This is a genomic window from Streptomyces sp. TRM64462 (assembly GCF_013362995.1).
In the GTDB taxonomy this organism is placed as follows: Bacteria; Actinomycetota; Actinomycetes; order Streptomycetales; family Streptomycetaceae; genus Streptomyces.
In genome coordinates this window covers 1-17,627 of sequence record NZ_JABWDV010000259.1, presented here as the reverse complement: position 1 = coordinate 17,627, position 17,627 = coordinate 1, and the positions used below count along the sequence as shown (strand labels likewise).

The window sequence follows — 17,627 nt, the reverse complement described above, 5'->3', positions numbered from 1 at the left end:
GTGCGTGCGGCTGCAAGGCGGAGGAGGGAGTGATGGCGGAGCCATCGCGACTGACGACAACGCGGCAGACGTGCGTGCCAGGGCCCGCGGCCCAGGCATGATCCGCCGGACACGACCTAGACGTACGGCGGTGCGGGGTGCGCCTGTCAGCCCCCGTACCGCCGTACACCCCACGTTCCGAATGGCGTCCGAGATTTCGAACGTCCGGGATCGATCCACGCACCATGTCGTACGACCTGAGGAGTTCTGTGACCGCCCCGTCAGCACCCCGCCGTCCGGGCGCCGATGCCCTGGCCCGCATCGGCCATCCCTCGCCCGGCCCCGACCCGGCCGACACCTCCCCGCACGCCTTCCCGGACGGCGGTGTGTGGCGCACCGAGATCCCGTCGGTGGAGGGCCCCGAGGCGCTCGCCGTCGTCCTGAAGGAGAGCTCCCGGCTCGACGTGCCCGTGCACCGGGTGAGCCAGGGCAGCGGCGTGTGGATGCTCACCGACGCCGAGATCACCGAGATGGTGGAGTCCTGCGCCGGACGCGACATCGAGCTGTGCCTGTTCACCGGGCCGCGCGGCACATGGGACATCGGCGCGTCCACCCGTACCGACTCCGGCGGCGGCGGGCTGCGGGCGCGTGGCCATGACGCGCTGGCCGGCTGTGTCGAGGACGCGCTGCGCGCCACCGCGCTCGGGGTGCGGTGTCTGCTGGTCGCCGACGAGGGCGTGCTGTGGACGCTGCACCGGATGCGCGCCGCCGGTGAGCTGCCGGCGGACACCACCTTCAAGCTGTCCGCGCTGACCGGCCCGGTGAACCCGGCCTCGTACGCCGTGTACGAGCGGCTGGGCGCGGACTCCATCAATGTGCCGTCGGACCTGACGCTCGCTCACCTGACGGAGATCCGCCGGGTCAGCGGCGCACCGATGGACATGTACGTCGAGGCCCCCGACGACCTGGGCGGCTACATCCGGATGTACGAGGCGGCCGAGCTGATCCGGCGCGGCGCGCCCCTGTACCTGAAGTTCGGGCTGAGCCGCTCCCCCGGCATCTACCCGTACGGTGCCCAGCTCCGTGACCTCACCCTCGCGACCGCACGCGAGCGGGTTCGGCGCGGGCGTCTGGTCCTCGACCTGCTGGCCCGGCACGGCGCGGACGGCGGCATGTCGCCGCTGGGCGCGCGGCTGCCGGGTGAACTCCGGCGTTTCCCCGTCCCGGAAGGGAACTGATCCATGCGCACCCGCACAGCCCGTATCACGGGCGCCGCCCTCGCGGCGGCCCTGCTCACCGTCTCGCTCACCGCCTGCGGCCAGGAGGCCCGGGGCGGCAGCCGCTACAAACCGCCGGCCGGCAAGGGCGGCACGATCGGTCTGGCCATGCCGACCAAGGCGTCCGAGCGGTGGATCGCCGACGGCGAGAACATGGCGAAGCAGTTCGAGAAGGCCGGCTACGAGACCGATCTGCAGTACGGCGACGACAAGGTCGAGAACCAGATCGCCCAGATCGAGAACATGATCACCAAGGGGCGGCGGCTCCTCGTGGTCGCCGCGATCGACGGCGCCGCGCTGACCGAGGTGCTCCAGCGGGCGGAGGACGCCGGGATCCCGGTGATCTCCTACGACCGGCTGATCATGGGCACCAAGCACGTCGACTACTACGCGTCGTTCGACAACGAGCGGGTCGGGCAGCTCCAGGCGCAGTACATCGTCGACAAGCTGAAGCTGGGCGAGCCGCGCAAGGGCGCGGGCCGTCCGCACAACATCGAGCTGTTCGCGGGCTCCCCCGACGACAACAACACCAAGTACTTCTTCAACGGCGCCATGAAGGTCCTCAAGCCGTACCTGGACAGCGGTCAGCTGGTGGTGCGCAGCGGCCAGACGCAGATGAACCAGGTGACGACGCTGCGCTGGGACGGCGGCACGGCGCAGAAGCGCATGGACGACCTGATCAGCCGGAGCTACGGCGCCGCGCGGGTCGACGCGGTGCTGTCGCCGTACGACGGCATCTCGATCGGCATCATCTCGGCGCTGAAGAGCGCCGGTTACGGCACGGCGAGCCGGCCGCTGCCGGTGGTCACCGGGCAGGACGCGGAGCTGGCGTCGGTGAAGTCGATCATCGCGGGCGAGCAGACGCAGACCGTGTTCAAGGACACCCGCAAGCTGGCCGCGCAGGCCGTGGCGATGGGCGACGCGGTGCTGAACGGGCGGGAGCCCGAGGTCAACAACACGAAGGACTACCACAACGGCAAGAAGGCCGTGCCGTCCTTCCTCCTGGACCCGGTGAGCATCGACAAGTCGAACACGCAGCTCCTGGTCGACGAGGGGTACTTCACGGCGGGACAGCTGAAGTGAGCGCCGCTGCCGAAGTGAACGCCGCACTGCCGGTTCTGGAGATGCGCGGGATCACCAAGACGTTCCCGGGGGTCACGGCGCTGTCCGAGGTGAACCTGACGGTGCGGCCCGGGGAGATCCACGCGGTCTGCGGCGAGAACGGCGCCGGCAAGTCGACGCTGATGAAGGTCCTCAGCGGGGTGCATCCGCACGGCTCGTACGAGGGCGAGATCCGCTTCGAGGGCGAGCCGGTGGCCTTCAAGGACATCCGGGCCAGCGAGCGGCACGGCATCGTGATCATCCATCAAGAGCTGGCGCTCGTCCCGTATCTGTCGATCGCCGAGAACATCTTCCTCGGCAACGAGCGGGCGGTGCGCGGCGTCATCGACTGGAACGGGACGCTGCGCGCGGCGGGCCGGCTGCTGAAGCGGGTCGGCCTGGACGAGAACCCGCAGACGCCGGTGTCGGAGCTCGGCGTGGGCAAGCAGCAGCTCGTGGAGATCGCGAAGGCCCTGTCGAAGGAGGTGCGGCTGCTCATCCTGGACGAGCCGACGGCCGCGCTGAACGACGAGGACAGCGCGAAGCTGCTGGAACTCATCCTGGGGCTGCGCGAGCAGGGCATAGCGAGCATCATCATCTCGCACAAGCTGAACGAGATCCGGCGGATCGCGGACGCCGTGACGATTCTGCGCGACGGGCGGACGATCGAGACGCTCACCGTGCGGGAGGCCCCGGAGGACGCGCCGGAGCTGTCCGAGGACCGGATCATCCGGGGCATGGTCGGCCGCGACCTGGACCAGCGGTTCCCCGAGCGGACGCGGTACGAGGGCGAGGACGCCGGGCAGGTGGCGCTCGCGGTGCGCGGCTGGACCGTGCGGCACCCGGTGGACCAGCAGCGGACCGTCGTGGACGACGTGTCGCTGACGGTGCGGCGCGGGGAGATCGTGGGCATCGCGGGTCTGATGGGCGCGGGCCGCACCGAGCTGGCCATGTCGGTGTTCGGCCGTTCGTACGGGCGGTATGCCGCCGGGTCGGTGGAGGTGAACGGCCGGGAGGTGGTGACGCGGACGGTGCCCGCGGCCGTGGCGGCCGGGATCGCGTACGTCACGGAGGACCGCAAGCAGTACGGCCTCAACCTCATCGACACCATCACCCGCAACATCTCGCTGGCGTCCCTGCCCGGCATGCGGCGGCACGGCGTCGTCGACGAGCACCACGAGCGGCGGGTCGCCGAGCGGTACCGCGACACCATGAACATCAAGGCGCCGACGGTGTCCGAGCAGGTGGGGCGGCTGTCCGGCGGCAACCAGCAGAAGGTCGTCCTCAGCAAGTGGATACACGCCGACCCGGACGTGCTGATCCTCGACGAGCCGACGCGCGGCATCGACGTCGGCGCGAAGTACGAGATCTACACCGTCATCGACGGGCTGGCGGCCCAGGGCAAGGCGGTGCTCTTCATCTCCTCCGAACTGCCGGAGCTGCTCGGGATGTGCGACCGGATCTACACGATGGCCGAGGGCCGGCTGACCGGTGAGGTCGACCGCGCCGACGCCACCCAGGAAGTCCTGATGCGTCAGATGACCATGAACAGAAGCTGAGGCCCCGCCATGACCACCACGACCACTCCCCCGAAGGACGCGGCACCCGGTCCGTCGTCCGCGCAGCCGTCGGCGCGCGAGGTGCTCCTGCGCGGGCTGCGCGGCAACATGCGCCAGTACGGCATGCTCATCGCGCTGGCGTTCATCATCGTGCTGTTCCAGATCTGGACGGACGGCACGCTGCTGCTGCCGAACAACGTCTCCAACCTGATCCAGCAGAACAGCTACATCCTCATCCTTGCCATGGGCATGATGATCGTCATCATCGCCGGGCACATCGACCTGTCCGTCGGCTCCCTGGTCGCCTTCGTGGGCGCCATGTCGGCGGTGATGATGGTCAAACACGACATCCCGTGGGTGCCCGCGCTGATCCTCGCGCTGCTCATCGGCGCGGTGGCCGGGGCCTGGCAGGGCTACTTCATCGCGTATCTGGGCATCCCGTCGTTCATCGTGACCCTCGCGGGCATGCTGCTGTTCCGCGGGCTGACGCAGATCGTGCTGGAGGGCCAGTCGATCGCGCCGTTCCCCGAGGGCTTCCAGAACCTCGCCAAGGGCTTCATCCCGGAGATGGGCCCGTACACGCAGTACCACAACCCGACGCTGCTCATCGGCCTGGCCGCCGTGGTGTTCCTGCTGGTGCGGGAGATGCGGGACCGCAAGCGGCAGCTCGCCCACGAGCTGGACGTGCTGCCGATGGGCGTGTGGGTGGCGAAGTGCACGGCGATCACCGCGGCGGTGGTGGCGTTCACACTGACGCTGGCCTCGTTCCACGGTGTGCCGGTGGTCATGCTCATCATGTGCGCGCTGCTCATCGGCCTCGGCTATGTGATGCGCAACGCCGTCGTCGGCCGACACGTGTACGCGCTGGGCGGCAACAAGGCCGCGGCGAAGCTGTCGGGCGTCAAGGACAAGCGGGTCACGTTCCTGGTCTTCGTCAACATGGGCGTGCTCGCGGCCCTGGCCGGGTGCGTGTACGCGGCGCGGCTCAACGCGGGCACCCCGCAGGCGGGCCTCAACTTCGAACTGGAGGCCATCGCGGCCGCGTTCATCGGCGGCGCGTCGATGAGCGGCGGTGTCGGCACGGTGATGGGCGCCGTGATCGGCGGCCTCGTGCTGGGCGTGCTGAACAACGGTATGTCGCTGGTCGGCATCGGCACCGACTACCAGCAGGTCATCAAGGGCCTCGTGCTGCTCGCGGCAGTCGGGTTCGACGTGTGGAACAAGCGCAAGGCCGGCAAGTGACCCCCTCCTCTTCCTCAGGAGCAGCGATGGAAACGAGCAGAAGGACCGTACTGGCCACGGCCGCCACGGCCGCCGCGGCAGGACTCACCGCGGTCGCCGCGACCCCGGGCACCGCCTACGCGCGAGAGGTCAGGAACCCTGTGAGGCCCGTGAAGCCGGTGAAGCCCGTGAAGGAGCTGTTCGGCACGCTCGCCGACGGGACGAAGGTGCACCGCTGGACGCTGGAGAACGGCGGCACGCGGATGAAGGTGCTGTCGTACGGCGGCATCGTGCAGTCCCTGGAGATACCGGACCGGCGCGGCCGGTACGCCAATGTGTCGCTGGGCTTCGAGCGGCTGGAGGACTATGTGTCGTCCAGCCCCTACTTCGGGGCGCTCATCGGCCGCTACGGCAACCGGATCGGCGGGAGCCGGTTCACGCTGGACGGGCAGGAGTACCGGCTGTCCGTCAACGACGGGCCGAACAGCCTGCACGGCGGGGAGGCGGGGTTCGACAAGCGGGTCTGGGACGTGGAGCCCTTCGGCGGCGCGGCAGGCGTCGGCCTGGTGCTGCGGTACGTGAGCGCCGACGGCGAGATGGGCTACCCGGGACGTCTCGACACCACCGTCACGTACACGCTGGGCGGCGACGGCTCCTGGCGGATCGACTACGCGGCCACCACGGACCGGCCCACCGTGGTCAACCTGACCAGCCACACCTACTTCAACCTGGCCGGCGAGGGCCGCGGCGACATCCTCGGCCACAGGCTGCGGCTGCCCGCGTCCCGCTACACGCCGACCGACGCGACGCTCATCCCGACCGGGGAGCGGGCGAAGGTCGCGGGCACCCCGTTCGACTTCCGGTACGGCAAGCCGATCGGACGGGACATCCGCACGGCGCACCCGCAGTTGGTGCAGGCCAAGGGCTTCGACCACAACTGGGTGCTCGACAAGGGCATCACGCGCACACCGGAGTACGCGGCGACCCTGTACGACCCGGTGTCGGGCCGGACGATGCGGATGGCGACGACCGAGCCCGGCATGCAGTTCTACTCGGGGAACTTCCTGGACGGCACCCTCACCGGGCCTTCGGGGCGCACGTACCGGCAGGGCGACGGGCTGTGCCTGGAGACCCAGCACTTCCCGGACTCGCCGAACAAGCCGGACTTCCCGTCGACGGTGCTGCGGCCGGGCGAGACGTACCGGTCGGTGACGGTGCACGCCTTCTCGGCACGCTGACGGTCACTCCACGATGTGCTGCGGCACGGGCGCCGCGTCGGTGCCCGTGCCGCGGACGTGTCCGTAGCGGACGATGTTCCGCTCCGGGTCCGGGGGGCTCGTGACGTCCCGGGTGATGTCGTCGGGCGTGACCGGCCGTACGGAGAGGTTGTAGTCGGCGCCGCGCTCGTTCTGGCGGAGCGTGACGGTGCCGTCGAGGTAGTAGTACTCGTTCTGCCACATCTGCTGGGTGCCGGGCGGCAGCACCGCGTAGCCGGTGGCGTCGGAGCCCATCCAGGTATGCGGGCGGACGGGCGAGGTGGGGATCTGGTCGTCGAGGCGGCGGCCGCCGCCGGAGGCGACGTGGAACAGCCTGCCGTCCAGGCCGGTCCAGGTGGGCATGACGACGTGGCCGGGCCGCTGCTCGGGGACGAGCTGCCAGCGGACGCGTACGTAGCCGCGCCCGGTGAGCGTGATCGTGTCGTCGCGGTGCTCCATGACGGTCTCCCCGGTGGCGGTGAGACCGGGGGCGGGGCGGTACGGCAGCGGGGCGGGGGCCCGTGAGGGGTCGGGTGCCGGTTCGGGACCGTCGACGACGCTGCCGTAGCGGGGGGCGGGGGCGGCGCTGGGGCGGGGGCTCGGGGTCGGGCTCGGGCTCCCGGTCGGAGTGGGTGCGGCGGGCGTCGTGGGCGGGGACGCGGGGGTACGGGACGGTGGCGCGGCGGCCGGTTTCGTGGCCGCCGTGGGGGCGGAGGCGGCGGCCGGGGGCGGGGCGGGGTGCCGGTCCTGGACGACGTAGACGCCGCCCGCGGCGAGCGTGACGCCGGCGGCGGCGACGGCGACGGGGTGGGCCAGCAGCTTCAGCTTCAGGGCACCGGAGAACGCGCCGGACGACGCCCCGGAGGACGCCCCCGTGGTCGCTGTGGCGCCGGCCGTGCCCGTGGTGCCTGTGGTGCCTGTGGCGCCCGCTGCGGCCATGGCGGTGCCCGGGGCGGCCTTCAGCAGCGCCGCGACGGTCAGCCCGGCCGGGACCGGGACCAGGGCGAGCCCGGCGATGAGCCGCTCGGCCGGTACGCGGTCGGGGGCGGGGCGGCCGCAGCGGGGGCAGGCTCGCAGATGGCGGGCGATGCGCTTGCGCCAGACCGAGCCGGGCGTGCCGTCCCAGGCGGCGGTCACCCGGTCCAGGTCGGGGCAGCGCGGGTCGGCGTCCAGGGCGCGGACGAGCGAGCGGGCCGCGTCGAGCCGCTCCCGGAGGCGCTGGACGCGGACGGCGGTGTGCGGGCGGCTCAGGCCGAGGGCCCGGGCGAGTTCGGGACGGGTCAGCTCGCCCGTGACCTCCAGCCACCACAGGGACAGGACGCGGCGGTCGCCCGGGTCCAGCCAGCGGGTGGCCTCGGCGACCTCACGGCGCTGCCCGGCGAGGCCCAGCCGCAGGATCGTCAGCTCCGTGAAGTCGGCGGCCGCGCCGGGCCGTTCGGGCACCGCGTCAGGGTCCGCGACCGGGGCGGGCGCGGTGCGCCGCCGCCTGTCCCGGTCGCGTATCCGGTGCGTCGCGATGGCCACCAGCCATGACCGGAAGGCGGCCGGGTCGCGCAGCTCACCGATGCCGCGCACGGCGTCCAGCATGGTCTCCTGCACGATGTCGTCGACGTCCGGATGGCCGTCGAGCGCGCGGCCGACGATGTTGTAGAGCAGCGGCAGATGGCCGCTCAGGAGTGCGTCGAGGGCCGCCCGGTCGCCCTCGCGGGCGGCCTGGGTCGTGCGGCGGTTCACCGGAGCTCCTTCGTCGGTGCCGGGTCACGGCGTGGTGGTGGCGCGTGTTGCGTGTGTTGCGTGTGTTGCAGGTGAGGCTACTTGGCGTGTCGCGGCGTACCGAAGCCGAGCTGGTCGCATCCGCCGCATGCCGGTACACAGGAGGCGGATGCGGCGGCCGCGGATAACAGAAAGTCAGGCGCCCGTGTCCTCCTGGATGCGCAGCAGGACGAGCGCGATGTCGTCGTTGCGGGGCACGGTGCCGCGCGCGTCGCGGACGAGCGCGTCGGCGACGTCGTCCATGGTGAGCGCCGCGCCGTCGGCGAGGTGGGACAGCCGCGCGGCGAGTTCGTCGGTGGCGTCGCGGATGTCGACGCCGGGTGCCTCGACCAGGCCGTCCGTGTAGAGGGCGAGGACGGTGCCGGGGGCGAGCGGCAGTTCGGTGGCCGGATAGGTGGCGGTGGAGTCGATGCCGAGGAGGAGCCCGGGCGGTACGTCCAGGGTCTCGGTGGTGCCGTCGGGGTGGCGGCACAGCGGCGGTGGGTGCCCGGCGGTGGCGATGACGGCGCGGTGGCCCGCCAGGTCGAGGTGGGCGTACAGGCAGCTCGTGAACAGGCCCGGGTCCAGGTCCATCAGGAGCCGGTTGGTGCGGGCGAGCACCTCGCCGGGCGGTGCGCCCGCCGAGGCGTGGACGGCGGTGCGTACCTGGCCCATGAGCGCCGCCGCCTCGACGTTGTGGCCCTGGACGTCCCCGATGGTGACGGCGGCGGTCGTCGCGCCGAGCCGGATGACGTCGTAGAAGTCGCCGCCGATGCCCATGGCGACGGCGGCGGGCAGATAGCGGGCCGCGATGTCCAGGCCGGGTACGCGGGGCAGGCTGTGCGGCAGCAGGCCCGCCTGGAGGCGGTGGGCGAGCTCGTGCTTGGCGTCGTACAGGCGGGCGCGGTCCATGGCCTGCGCGACGAGTCCGGCGAGGGAGATGAGGATGGCGCGCTCGCCGGAGCTGACGACGCGGGGGCGGGCGTAGCCGAGGACGAGGGAGCCGACGGGCCGGCCTGACGCGATGAGCGGCAGGAACGCCCACGCTCCGCGCGCGGACGGCGGGACGGCGCCGGGGCAGGTGGACCGCAGTTCCTCGGAGTCGCCGAAGAACAGGGGCGCGCCGGAGGCGAGGACCCGTACGACGGGGACGTCGGAGGTGAGGGGGACGGAGTAGAGGCGCTCGGCGAGTTCGGGGCCGCAGCCGCTCTGGCCGACCAGCAGCAGCCGCCCGTCCTCCGCCATGAGCAGCGCGAGCGACTGGGCGCCGAGGGCGGGGGTCATCTGCTCGGCGGTCTGCTCCGCGACGTCCTGGACGCCGACGGCCTCGGTGAGGGTCGCCGCGAGGTGGACGAGGTGGTAGAGGGCGCCCGCGCGGCCGATCGCCCCGGCGGACGAGATCGCGCGGCCGGGTGCGGTCTCCTCAGCGGTGGCCGCCTCCGCTGTGGCCGCCTGTGCGCCGGCCGCCTCGGTGGTGCCCGCCGCCGTGGTGCCCGCCTCGGTGGTGGCCGCGAGGCTGCTCTCCGGGCCGCCGGCCGCCAGGTCGTCGGACGGCGAAGCCGGTGCGGGGGTGATGCGGACGCTGATGCCGGTGGCGTCCGGGTGGAGGCGGAAGCGGAGCCGGTGGCCTGGCGGGCGTACGGCCGTGAACGCGACGGTCTCGCGGCTGATGACGGCCGCGCGGTACCGGTCCTCGACGACGGGGTCGTCCATCCAGGGCAGTGCCTCCCACGGCAGCGCGCCCAGGAGCCGCGCCACGGGCACGCCGAGCAGTCCGGCGGCTGCCGGGGTGACGAAGGTGATGCGGCCGTCCAGGTCGAGGGCGCAGCTCCCGCCGGGCAGGCGGTCGGCGAAGGCGACGGCGGCGGCCGCCTGGTGCGGCGGGGGCACGGGCCGGTGCGGGTGCACGACGAGGGGCGGCCGCTCGGGCCGTACCGGGTTCCCGGCGTGGGCGGCGCGCTCCAGGACGGCGGCCATCCGGGCGCTGCCGGACCGTACCGCGTCGGTCTCCTCGTCCGACAGTACGGGCGGGTGGTCGCCCGGCCAGAGCATGACGAGGCCGCCCCAGCGGGCGGCGTCGGTGGACAGCGGCACGGCGGCCAGCGAGAAGCGGTACGGCAGGACGAGGCCGGGGCGCGGGTAGTGGCGGGCCATCTCCTCCTGGTCGCCGACCCACACCAGGCGCTGCTCCGCCACGGCGTGCGCGACCGGGATGGGGTCGTCGAGCGCGACCCTGGTCCAGGGCGCGGCGATGTCGAGGGGCACGCCGCTGAGCACGGCGAGGCGCAGCGCCCGGCCGTCGGGCGGCAGGAGGTACACCATGCCGACGGAGGCGCCGGTGTCCTCCATGGCGGTGGCCAGGGCGGCGCCCAGCTCCCGCGTCTCCGGACGCACGCTACGCTCCACGCCTCCAGCGTGCCCCGCCGGACCACGGGCCGCAGTCCGGCGGGGGCGGGAACGGCGCCCGGCGGGTCCGGTCAGCCCGCCGTGCGGGTGAACGCCACGTGGGCGAGGCGTACGGTGCCGGTCAGGGTGATCCGCAGGTCGTGGACGCCGTGGGCGGCGCTCACGGCCGGGATCTCGACGGTGACGTAGTCGTACGGGCCGCCCGGCGCCGCGACGTCGGTGTGTCCGAGGGGCGTGCCGTCGGCGAGGGCGAGGGCGACGGTGCCCGTGCCGGAGACGTCGAGCGTGGCGGCGCGGACGCCGGCGTCGCCGAGGTCGCACGCGCGGAACAGCAGCTCGCCCGGCCCGTCGCCGCCCGCCGGCGTGACGCAGTCGCCGGACACCTTGGCGCGGTCCGCGATCACGGTGCCCCGCTGCTCGTCGTGGTCGGCCGCCGCCAGGCCGCGCTCCAGGACGGGCCGGGGCGCGCGCGGCGGCCCGTCGACGGCGACGTCCGCGGTGAGCCGGATGTCGGCGCTGGAGGCGCCCGCGAGGAACGTGTACGTGCCGGGTTCCACCGTCCAGCGGCCGTGGGCGACGTCCCAGAAGCCCAGCGCGGAGACGGGCACGTCGAACTCCAGGATCCGCCCGGCGCCCGGCGCGAGGTGGACGCGCCGGTGGGCGAGCAGCGCGCGGTGCGGGCGCGGCACGGACGGGCCGTTGGCCCGTACGTAGAGCTGGGCGACCTCGTCGGAGGCGGTGCGGCCGGTGTTGGTGACGGTGAAGGCGACGCGGACGGTGTCGCCGCCGGTGCGTTCGGCGGTCAGGTCCGTGTACGCGACGTCCGTGTACGTGAGGCCGTGCCCGAACGGGAAGAGGGGCCGGCCGTCGAAGTAGAGGTAGGTCTGGCGGCTGCCGATGACGTCGTAGTCGAGGAGGTCCGGGAGGTCGTCGTCGGCGGCGTACCAGGTCTGGGGCAGCCGGCCTGCCGGGGAGACGTCGCCTGCGAGGACGCGGGCGAGCGCGTCCCCGGCCGCCTGGCCGCCGTGCGCGGTCCAGAGCAGGGCGGGCAGTGCGGCGGCCGCGTCGCCGACGGCGTACGGGTAGGAGGAGGCGAGGACGAGGACGGTACGGGGGTTGGCGGTGTGGGCGGCGCGCCAGAGCCGGTCCTGGGCGTCGGGCAGGGCGAGCGTGGTGCGGTCCTCGGTCTCGCGGCCGTTGATGTGCGGGTCGTTGCCGGCGACGACGATCACGACGTCGGCGTCGGCGGCGGCGTGGGCCACCTCGTCGGTGCCGCGTTCGACGGTCTCGACGGTGAAGACGGCGGGGACTTCCTCGTCCGGGGCGGCAACCTTCGCGCCGTCGGCGGCGACGGAGACGTAGCCACCCGTCCCGATGTGCCGCAGGAGGTGCCCGTCCCCGTGTGGTTCGAGCCGGAACGTCTCCTGGACGACCCAGCCGCCCGGCTGGTCGGCGGCGGCCCGTACGCGCCGGTCGTCGGCGACCGACAGGTAGCGGCCGTCGGCGGCGCGGAGCGTGAGGACGCCGCCGCCCCAGTCGGTGAGGGCGAACTCGGTGCCGTGCTCCGCGCCGGGTGCGGCGGTGAGCGGGGGCAGGTCGGTGCGGCCGGCGAGGAGGGCCGGGTCGAGGGCGCCCTCGGCGCCGCGTACGTGGTCGGCGGCGTCGGACTCGGGGACGCGGAGGAGTCCTGCCGCGCAGCGCAGCCGGATCCGGTCGGCGCCTTCGGCGTGGGTGACGCGGTCGGCGCCGAAGCGGGCGCGCAGGCCGTCGAGCGGGCTGGAGCGGTGGAGGAGGGTGCCGCTGTACCAGTCGAGTTTGCACTCGTCGGCGAGCGGGCCGACGACCGCGACGCGCAGTCCGGCGTCGGGGTCGAGGGGCAGGGTGCCGTCGTTGGTGAGGAGGACGACGGCCTGTTCGGCGGCCTCCCGGGCGAGGGCCCGGTGTTCGGGGGTGTCGAAGGCCGCCGTCTTCGTGTGCGGGTCCAGGTCCGGGTCGAACTCGCCGAGCGCGAAGCGGACGTGGAGCTGGCGTCGTACGGCGGTGTCGATGTCGCTCTCGTCGATGAGGCCCTGGTCGAGGGCGCCGCGCACGCGCGCGATGATCTGCGAGCTGTCGGTGCCGTGGTCGGTGAAGCTGTCGACCCCGGCGCGCAGCGCGGCGGCGGTGGCCTCCTCGTGGGTGGTGAAGTAGTGCTCGGAGTCGACGAGGTTGCTGGGGGCGCCGGCGTCGGAGCAGACGAGGAGTTCGCGGTCGGTCCAGGTGCGGAGGTGCTCGCTCAGGTAGGGCGAGAGGTGGTTGGGGCGGCCGTTGACGAGGTTGTACGCGGGCATGACGCCGGCGACGCCGCCCGCCTCGACGGCGCCGCGGAAGGCCGGCAGGTCGTACTCGTGGAGGACGCGGGGCGGGACGGAGGCGGAGGCGGTGGAGCGGTCCGTCTCGTTGTTGTGGGCGAGCCAGTGCTTGAGGACGGGGGCGGTGCGCCAGTACGCGGGGTGGTCGCCGCGCAGGCCGCGCGTGTAGGCGGTGGCGATGGCGGAGGTGAGGGCGGGGTCCTCGGAGTAGCCCTCTTCGCCGCGGCCCCACAGCGGGTGGCGGAGCAGGTTGACGGTGGGGGCCCACACGTTGAGGCCGACGCGGTCGTCGCGGGCGCGCATGGCGCGGACCTCGCGCGAGACGGCTTCGCCGACGCGGCGTACGAGGTCGTCGTTCCAGGTGGCGCCGAGCCCGACGGCCTGCGGGAAGACGGTGGCGGGGCCCATCCAGGCGACGCCGTGCAGGGCTTCCTGGCCGGTGCGGAACGCGGCGACGCCCAGGCGGTCGACGGCGGGCCCGAACTGATGGAGCATCGCGATCCGCTCGTCGAGCGTGAGCCGCCCGAGGAGGTCGTCGACGCGCTTGCCGAACGGCAGCTGCGGGTCACGGAAAGGCAGCCGGTCTGCGGTCACGTGGGAGTCCCCTTGTGGAGATGCGGAAGCGATCTTTCGAAGCGCTTCGATGCTCTGACTGGTGATGTGCGGGTGTCAAGACACACCTCGGCAACATCTCGGTTGCGTCCGGGCAGCACGGCCCCTTACGGCCCACCTGCGGCTCTCCCGAGGTTCGGGGAATCTTGCCAACGGGCCTTGTGCGGCTGGTTTCGTTCACTTAACCTCGCAGCAACATCGAAGCGCTTCGACACGCTCGACACGCAGCCCACCCAGCTCACGCAGCTTTCCTCCTTCCTCGACACTCCGCCGGCCGGCGCATCGCGCCGGATGCCTCGGCGCGCCATGAAGGGTTGACGCAATGACGCCGAACTCCTCCTCCGCTCCGCACTCCTCACCGAGCCGGAGAAGCTTCCTCGCCTCCACGGCGGTCGCAGCGGCCGCGGTGGCGGGCGGGGTGCCGTTGCTCGCCGCCTGCGGAGGGGGTTCGCGCAGCGAACGGAAGGACGGCGCCACCAGCGGCAAGGAGGCGGCGAAGATCCTCCCCACGTATGTGCCGCAGAACGTCGTGGAGCCCGACATCCCGTCGAAGAACGGCTCGTCGGCCGGTTTCACGGCCGCGATCGCCGCGGCGCAGCTGAAGACGTCGGTGCCGGAGAAGCTGGGCAAGGGCGGCACCGTGCGGATCATGGCGCCGCTGTGGGGCTCGCCGCCGCCGAGCGACAACCCGTGGTACAAGGCGATGAACGAGGCCATCGGCGTCACGACGCAGTGGCAGAACCAGGACGGCAACACGTACGACGAGAAGCTGGGCGCGGTGCTCGCCTCCAGCGACATCCCGGACGTCGTGGTCGTGCCGGGCTGGAACCTCACCGGCAAGATCCCGAGCGCCGTGAACGCCAAGTTCGCCGACCTCGGCCCGTACCTGTCCGGCGACAGGGTGAAGGACTACCCGAACCTGGCGGCCGTGCCGACGGACGCCTGGCAGCGGGCCATCTTCGGCGGGGCGCTGCGCGGCATCCCGATGCCCGCCCCGTTCGTCCCCAACATCGCGCCGTTCTACCGGCAGGACGTCTTCGCCCGGCGCGGCTGGCAGGTGCCGAAGTCCGCCGACGAGTTCCTGGCGTGGGCGAAGGAGGCCACCGCCGCGAAGAGCAAGGTGTGGGCCTGCGACGACATGAAGTGGACCGCGTTCCAGGTGTTCGGGGTGTTCCCGGGCAGCGACAAGGCGCTGTGGTGGAACATGGTCGACGGCACCCTGGTCAACCGGATCGAGACCCAGGAGTACCTGGAAGCCCTCGAATGGACGCGCAAGCTGTACGCGGGCGGCTTCGTCCATCCGGACGCGTTCGCCCAGAACCAGGGAGACTCCGGCAACCGGTTCACGTCCGGCCAGGTCCTCGTCTACAACAACGACCTGTCCCACTGGTACTCGAAGACCGCCGAACAGGCCAAGCAGAACCCCGAGTTCAAGATCAGCGCGATGGACATCTTCGGGGCGGACGGCTCGGCCCCGAAGCTCTTCGCCCAGCAGCCGGCGGGCATCTTCACCTTCGTCAGCAAGAAGGCGTCCGAGGCGGTCGTACGGGACTTCCTGGCCATCGCCAACTTCTGCGCGGGGCCGTACGGCACGAAGGAGCGCATGCTCGTCGACTACGGCATCGAGGGCACCCACTTCACGTACCAGAAGGGCCTGCCCGTCAAGAACGACACCGGGCTGAACCAGGTGACGTCCGCCTTCGACCTGACCGGCGACCCCGCGCCGTACATCGCGCACCCGGACCACCCGGACATCGCCAGGGCGCAGGTCGAATGGCAGCAGCGGATGGGCGCGTTCACGACGAAGACGTCCTTCTACGGGCTGACGGTGACGGAGCCGTCCCAGTGGACCAACCTCGCCGACGACTTCGAGCAGCTGGAGGACGACGTGGTGCGGGGCCGCAAGAAGGTCAGCGACGTCCAGCAGGCCGTGTCCGAATGGAAGAGCAAGGGCGGCGACAAGCTGCGCGACTGGTACCGCAAGCTCCTCGACGAGACCGGCTCCGCCGCGAACTGACACGCCGACACGCAAGGAGAGAACCGTGTCGCAGCACAGCACGGTACGGGGCGGTACCGCCGACGACGTGACCGTGGACGCACCCGGCGACGCACCCGGAGGCGCGCCGGGCGGTGGGCCCGGAGGTGTGCCCGCCCCCCGCGCGGCCGCCGCGGCGGCCACCGGTCCCGGGGGCGGGCCGCGGAAGCTGGGTCTGCGGATCAAGTTCCGGCGGGACCGGGCGCTCATTCTGATGACGGTGCCCGCGCTGCTGCTGGTCTTGGTGTTCAACTACGTCCCGGTGCTCGGCAACGTGGTGGCGTTCCAGGACTACGACCCGTACCTCAGCGAGAACGGCTTCGTGGCGATGCTGGAGAGCCCGTGGATCGGGTTCGAGCAGTTCGAGCGGATCTTCGCGGACTCGGCGTTCTGGCGGGCCGTGGAGAACACGCTGGTGCTGTTCTTCCTCCAGCTCGTGCTGTTCTTCCCGGTACCGATCCTGCTGGCGCTGCTGATCAACAGCGTCGTCCGGCCCCGGGTGCGGGCGGTCGCCCAGGCGGTCATGTACCTGCCGCACTTCTTCTCCTGGGTGCTGGTCATCACCGTCTTCCAGCAGATCTTCGGCGGCGCCGGCATCATCGCCCAGACGCTGCGGCAGCACGGCATCGAGGGCTTCGACCTGATGACGGACCCGGGGTTCTTCAAGTTCCTGGTGACGTCGGAGGGCATCTGGAAGGACGCCGGCTGGGGCGTCATCGTCTTCCTCGCCGCGCTGTCGGCGGTCAGTCAGGACCTGTACGAGGCGGCCGCGATGGACGGCGCCGGCCGTTGGCGGCGGATGTGGCATGTGACGCTGCCCGCGCTGCGCCCGGTGATCGCCCTGCTGCTCGTGCTGCGCGTCGGCGACGCGCTGACGGTCGGCTTCGAGCAGCTGCTGCTGCAACGGGACGCCGTGGGGCCGGACGCGGCAGAGGTCCTCGACACGTACGTGTGGTGGACGGGTCTGCGCAACCAGGACTTCAGCTACGCGGCGGCCGCCGGTCTGATCAAGGGCGTCGTGGGGCTGGGACTGGTCCTCACGGCCAACAAGGTCGCCCATCTGATGGGTGAGCAGGGGGTGTACAAGAAGTGACGTCGCTGTCGTCGACTCCGAGGCGGTGGGCGGCGCCGCCCCGCCCGGTGTGGGAGGAGGAGCCCCGGAAGGCGGGGCTCGCCGCGAAGGGCCTGGTGCTGGCCGGGGCGTGCTTCGCGATCCTGTTCCCGCTGTGGATCGTGGTCGTCACGAGCCTGTCGTCCCGGAAGACCATCACGGAGGCGGGCGGTCTTGTCGTCGTCCCGAAGGACATCACGTTCGTCGCGTACCAGGAGCTGCTGAGCGGCGGCCAGGTGCAGCGGGCGGCGCTGGTCAGCCTGGGGGTCACGGTCGTCGGCACGCTGTTCAGCATGACGGTGTCGGTGCTGTGCGCGTACGGACTGTCCCGGTCCGGCTCGCTGGGGCACCGCTGGATCCTGATGACGCTGCTGGCGACGATGTTCTTCGGCGCCGGGCTGATCCCCACGTATCTGCTGGTGCAGGCGCTGGGACTGACCGACACGTATCTGGCGCTGATCCTGCCGAGTGCGGTGAGCGTCTTCAACATCCTGGTGCTGCGGGCGTTCTTCATGAACATCTCGCAGGAGCTGATCGACAGCGCGCGGATCGACGGGGCGGGTGACTTCCGGATCCTGTGGCGGATCGTCATGCCGCTGTCGAGGGCGGTGATCGCCGTGATCGCGCTGTTCTACGCGGTCGGGTACTGGAGCGCGTGGTTCAACGCGTCGATCTATCTGACCGATCAGGACATGATGCCACTGCAGAACGTCATGATCCAGATCGTGCAGAAGCAGGAGCCGCCGACGGGTCTGGCCCAGGTGATCAGGACGGGTCAGCTCTCTCCGCTGTCGGTGCAGATGGCCGTCATGGTGATGGCGCTGCTGCCGGTCGCGATCGCGTCGCCGTTCGTCCAGAAGCACTTCAAGAAGGGCATGCTGACGGGCGCCGTCAAGGGCTGAGCGCACGGCGCCGCCCCGCCCGCTCCGACGGGCGTCTGCCGGGTCGTGACCGCCGCCGCCCCGGC

At 72.0% G+C, this 17,627-nt stretch carries 11 protein-coding genes; 8 read left to right on the top strand and 3 right to left on the bottom strand.

The annotated features are described in order from the left end of the window. Positions 1 to 224: 224 nt before the first annotated feature. Genes HTZ82_RS12345 through HTZ82_RS12325 form a run of 5 tightly spaced genes read left to right on the top strand, consistent with a single transcriptional unit; the run spans position 225 to position 6,375 of the window. A complete protein-coding gene (locus HTZ82_RS12345; RefSeq protein WP_175409393.1) occupies positions 225 to 1,217 on the top strand; it encodes a hypothetical protein in 993 nt (330 codons plus the stop codon). A gap of 3 nt (positions 1,218 to 1,220) precedes the next feature. After that, complete coding sequence (gene chvE / locus HTZ82_RS12340) at positions 1,221 to 2,339, top strand: multiple monosaccharide ABC transporter substrate-binding protein (protein WP_175409392.1); 1,119 nt, start codon at positions 1,221 to 1,223, stop codon at positions 2,337 to 2,339. Positions 2,340 to 2,380: 41 nt separating this feature from the next. After that, on the top strand, positions 2,381 to 3,916 hold the full coding sequence (gene mmsA, locus HTZ82_RS12335; protein WP_175409396.1) for a multiple monosaccharide ABC transporter ATP-binding protein: 1,536 nt from the start codon (positions 2,381 to 2,383) through the stop codon (positions 3,914 to 3,916). A 9-nt stretch (positions 3,917 to 3,925) separates the two neighbouring features. After that, entirely contained in the window at positions 3,926 to 5,158 is a 1,233-nt protein-coding gene (gene mmsB / locus HTZ82_RS12330) for a multiple monosaccharide ABC transporter permease (RefSeq protein ID WP_175409391.1), read from the top strand. Between the two features lie 26 nt (positions 5,159 to 5,184). Further along, a complete protein-coding gene (locus tag HTZ82_RS12325) occupies positions 5,185 to 6,375 on the top strand; it encodes an aldose epimerase family protein (protein WP_175409390.1) in 1,191 nt (396 codons plus the stop codon). Between the two features lie 3 nt (positions 6,376 to 6,378). Here the strand turns inward: HTZ82_RS12325 and HTZ82_RS12320 are convergent, their stop codons facing one another. The 3 genes from HTZ82_RS12320 to HTZ82_RS12310 all read right to left on the bottom strand — a co-directional run bounded on the left by HTZ82_RS12320 (position 6,379) and on the right by HTZ82_RS12310 (position 13,496). Beyond that, a complete protein-coding gene (locus HTZ82_RS12320) occupies positions 6,379 to 8,127 on the bottom strand; it encodes an RNA polymerase sigma factor (RefSeq protein ID WP_175409389.1) in 1,749 nt (582 codons plus the stop codon). 174 nt (positions 8,128 to 8,301) lie between these two features. After that, the gene (locus tag HTZ82_RS12315; RefSeq protein WP_254711802.1) at positions 8,302 to 10,494 is read right to left on the bottom strand and encodes a SpoIIE family protein phosphatase; all 2,193 of its coding nucleotides are present in this window, start codon (positions 10,492 to 10,494) and stop codon (positions 8,302 to 8,304) included. Positions 10,495 to 10,622: 128 nt separating this feature from the next. Further along, complete coding sequence (locus HTZ82_RS12310; RefSeq protein ID WP_175409388.1) at positions 10,623 to 13,496, bottom strand: glycoside hydrolase family 3 C-terminal domain-containing protein; 2,874 nt, start codon at positions 13,494 to 13,496, stop codon at positions 10,623 to 10,625. 340 nt (positions 13,497 to 13,836) lie between these two features. On the opposite strand from HTZ82_RS12310, the gene HTZ82_RS12305 reads away from it, so the two are divergent. From HTZ82_RS12305 to HTZ82_RS12295, 3 genes are all read left to right on the top strand, one after another. Further along, complete coding sequence (locus HTZ82_RS12305) at positions 13,837 to 15,531, top strand: extracellular solute-binding protein (RefSeq protein ID WP_175409387.1); 1,695 nt, start codon at positions 13,837 to 13,839, stop codon at positions 15,529 to 15,531. A gap of 67 nt (positions 15,532 to 15,598) precedes the next feature. Further along, on the top strand, positions 15,599 to 16,642 hold the full coding sequence (locus HTZ82_RS12300) for an ABC transporter permease (protein WP_375540806.1): 1,044 nt from the start codon (positions 15,599 to 15,601) through the stop codon (positions 16,640 to 16,642). Then, a complete protein-coding gene (locus HTZ82_RS12295; protein WP_175409386.1) occupies positions 16,639 to 17,562 on the top strand; it encodes a carbohydrate ABC transporter permease in 924 nt (307 codons plus the stop codon). The genes HTZ82_RS12300 and HTZ82_RS12295 overlap by 4 nt, the downstream gene beginning before the upstream one ends. The last annotated feature ends 65 nt before the right edge of the window (positions 17,563 to 17,627 follow it).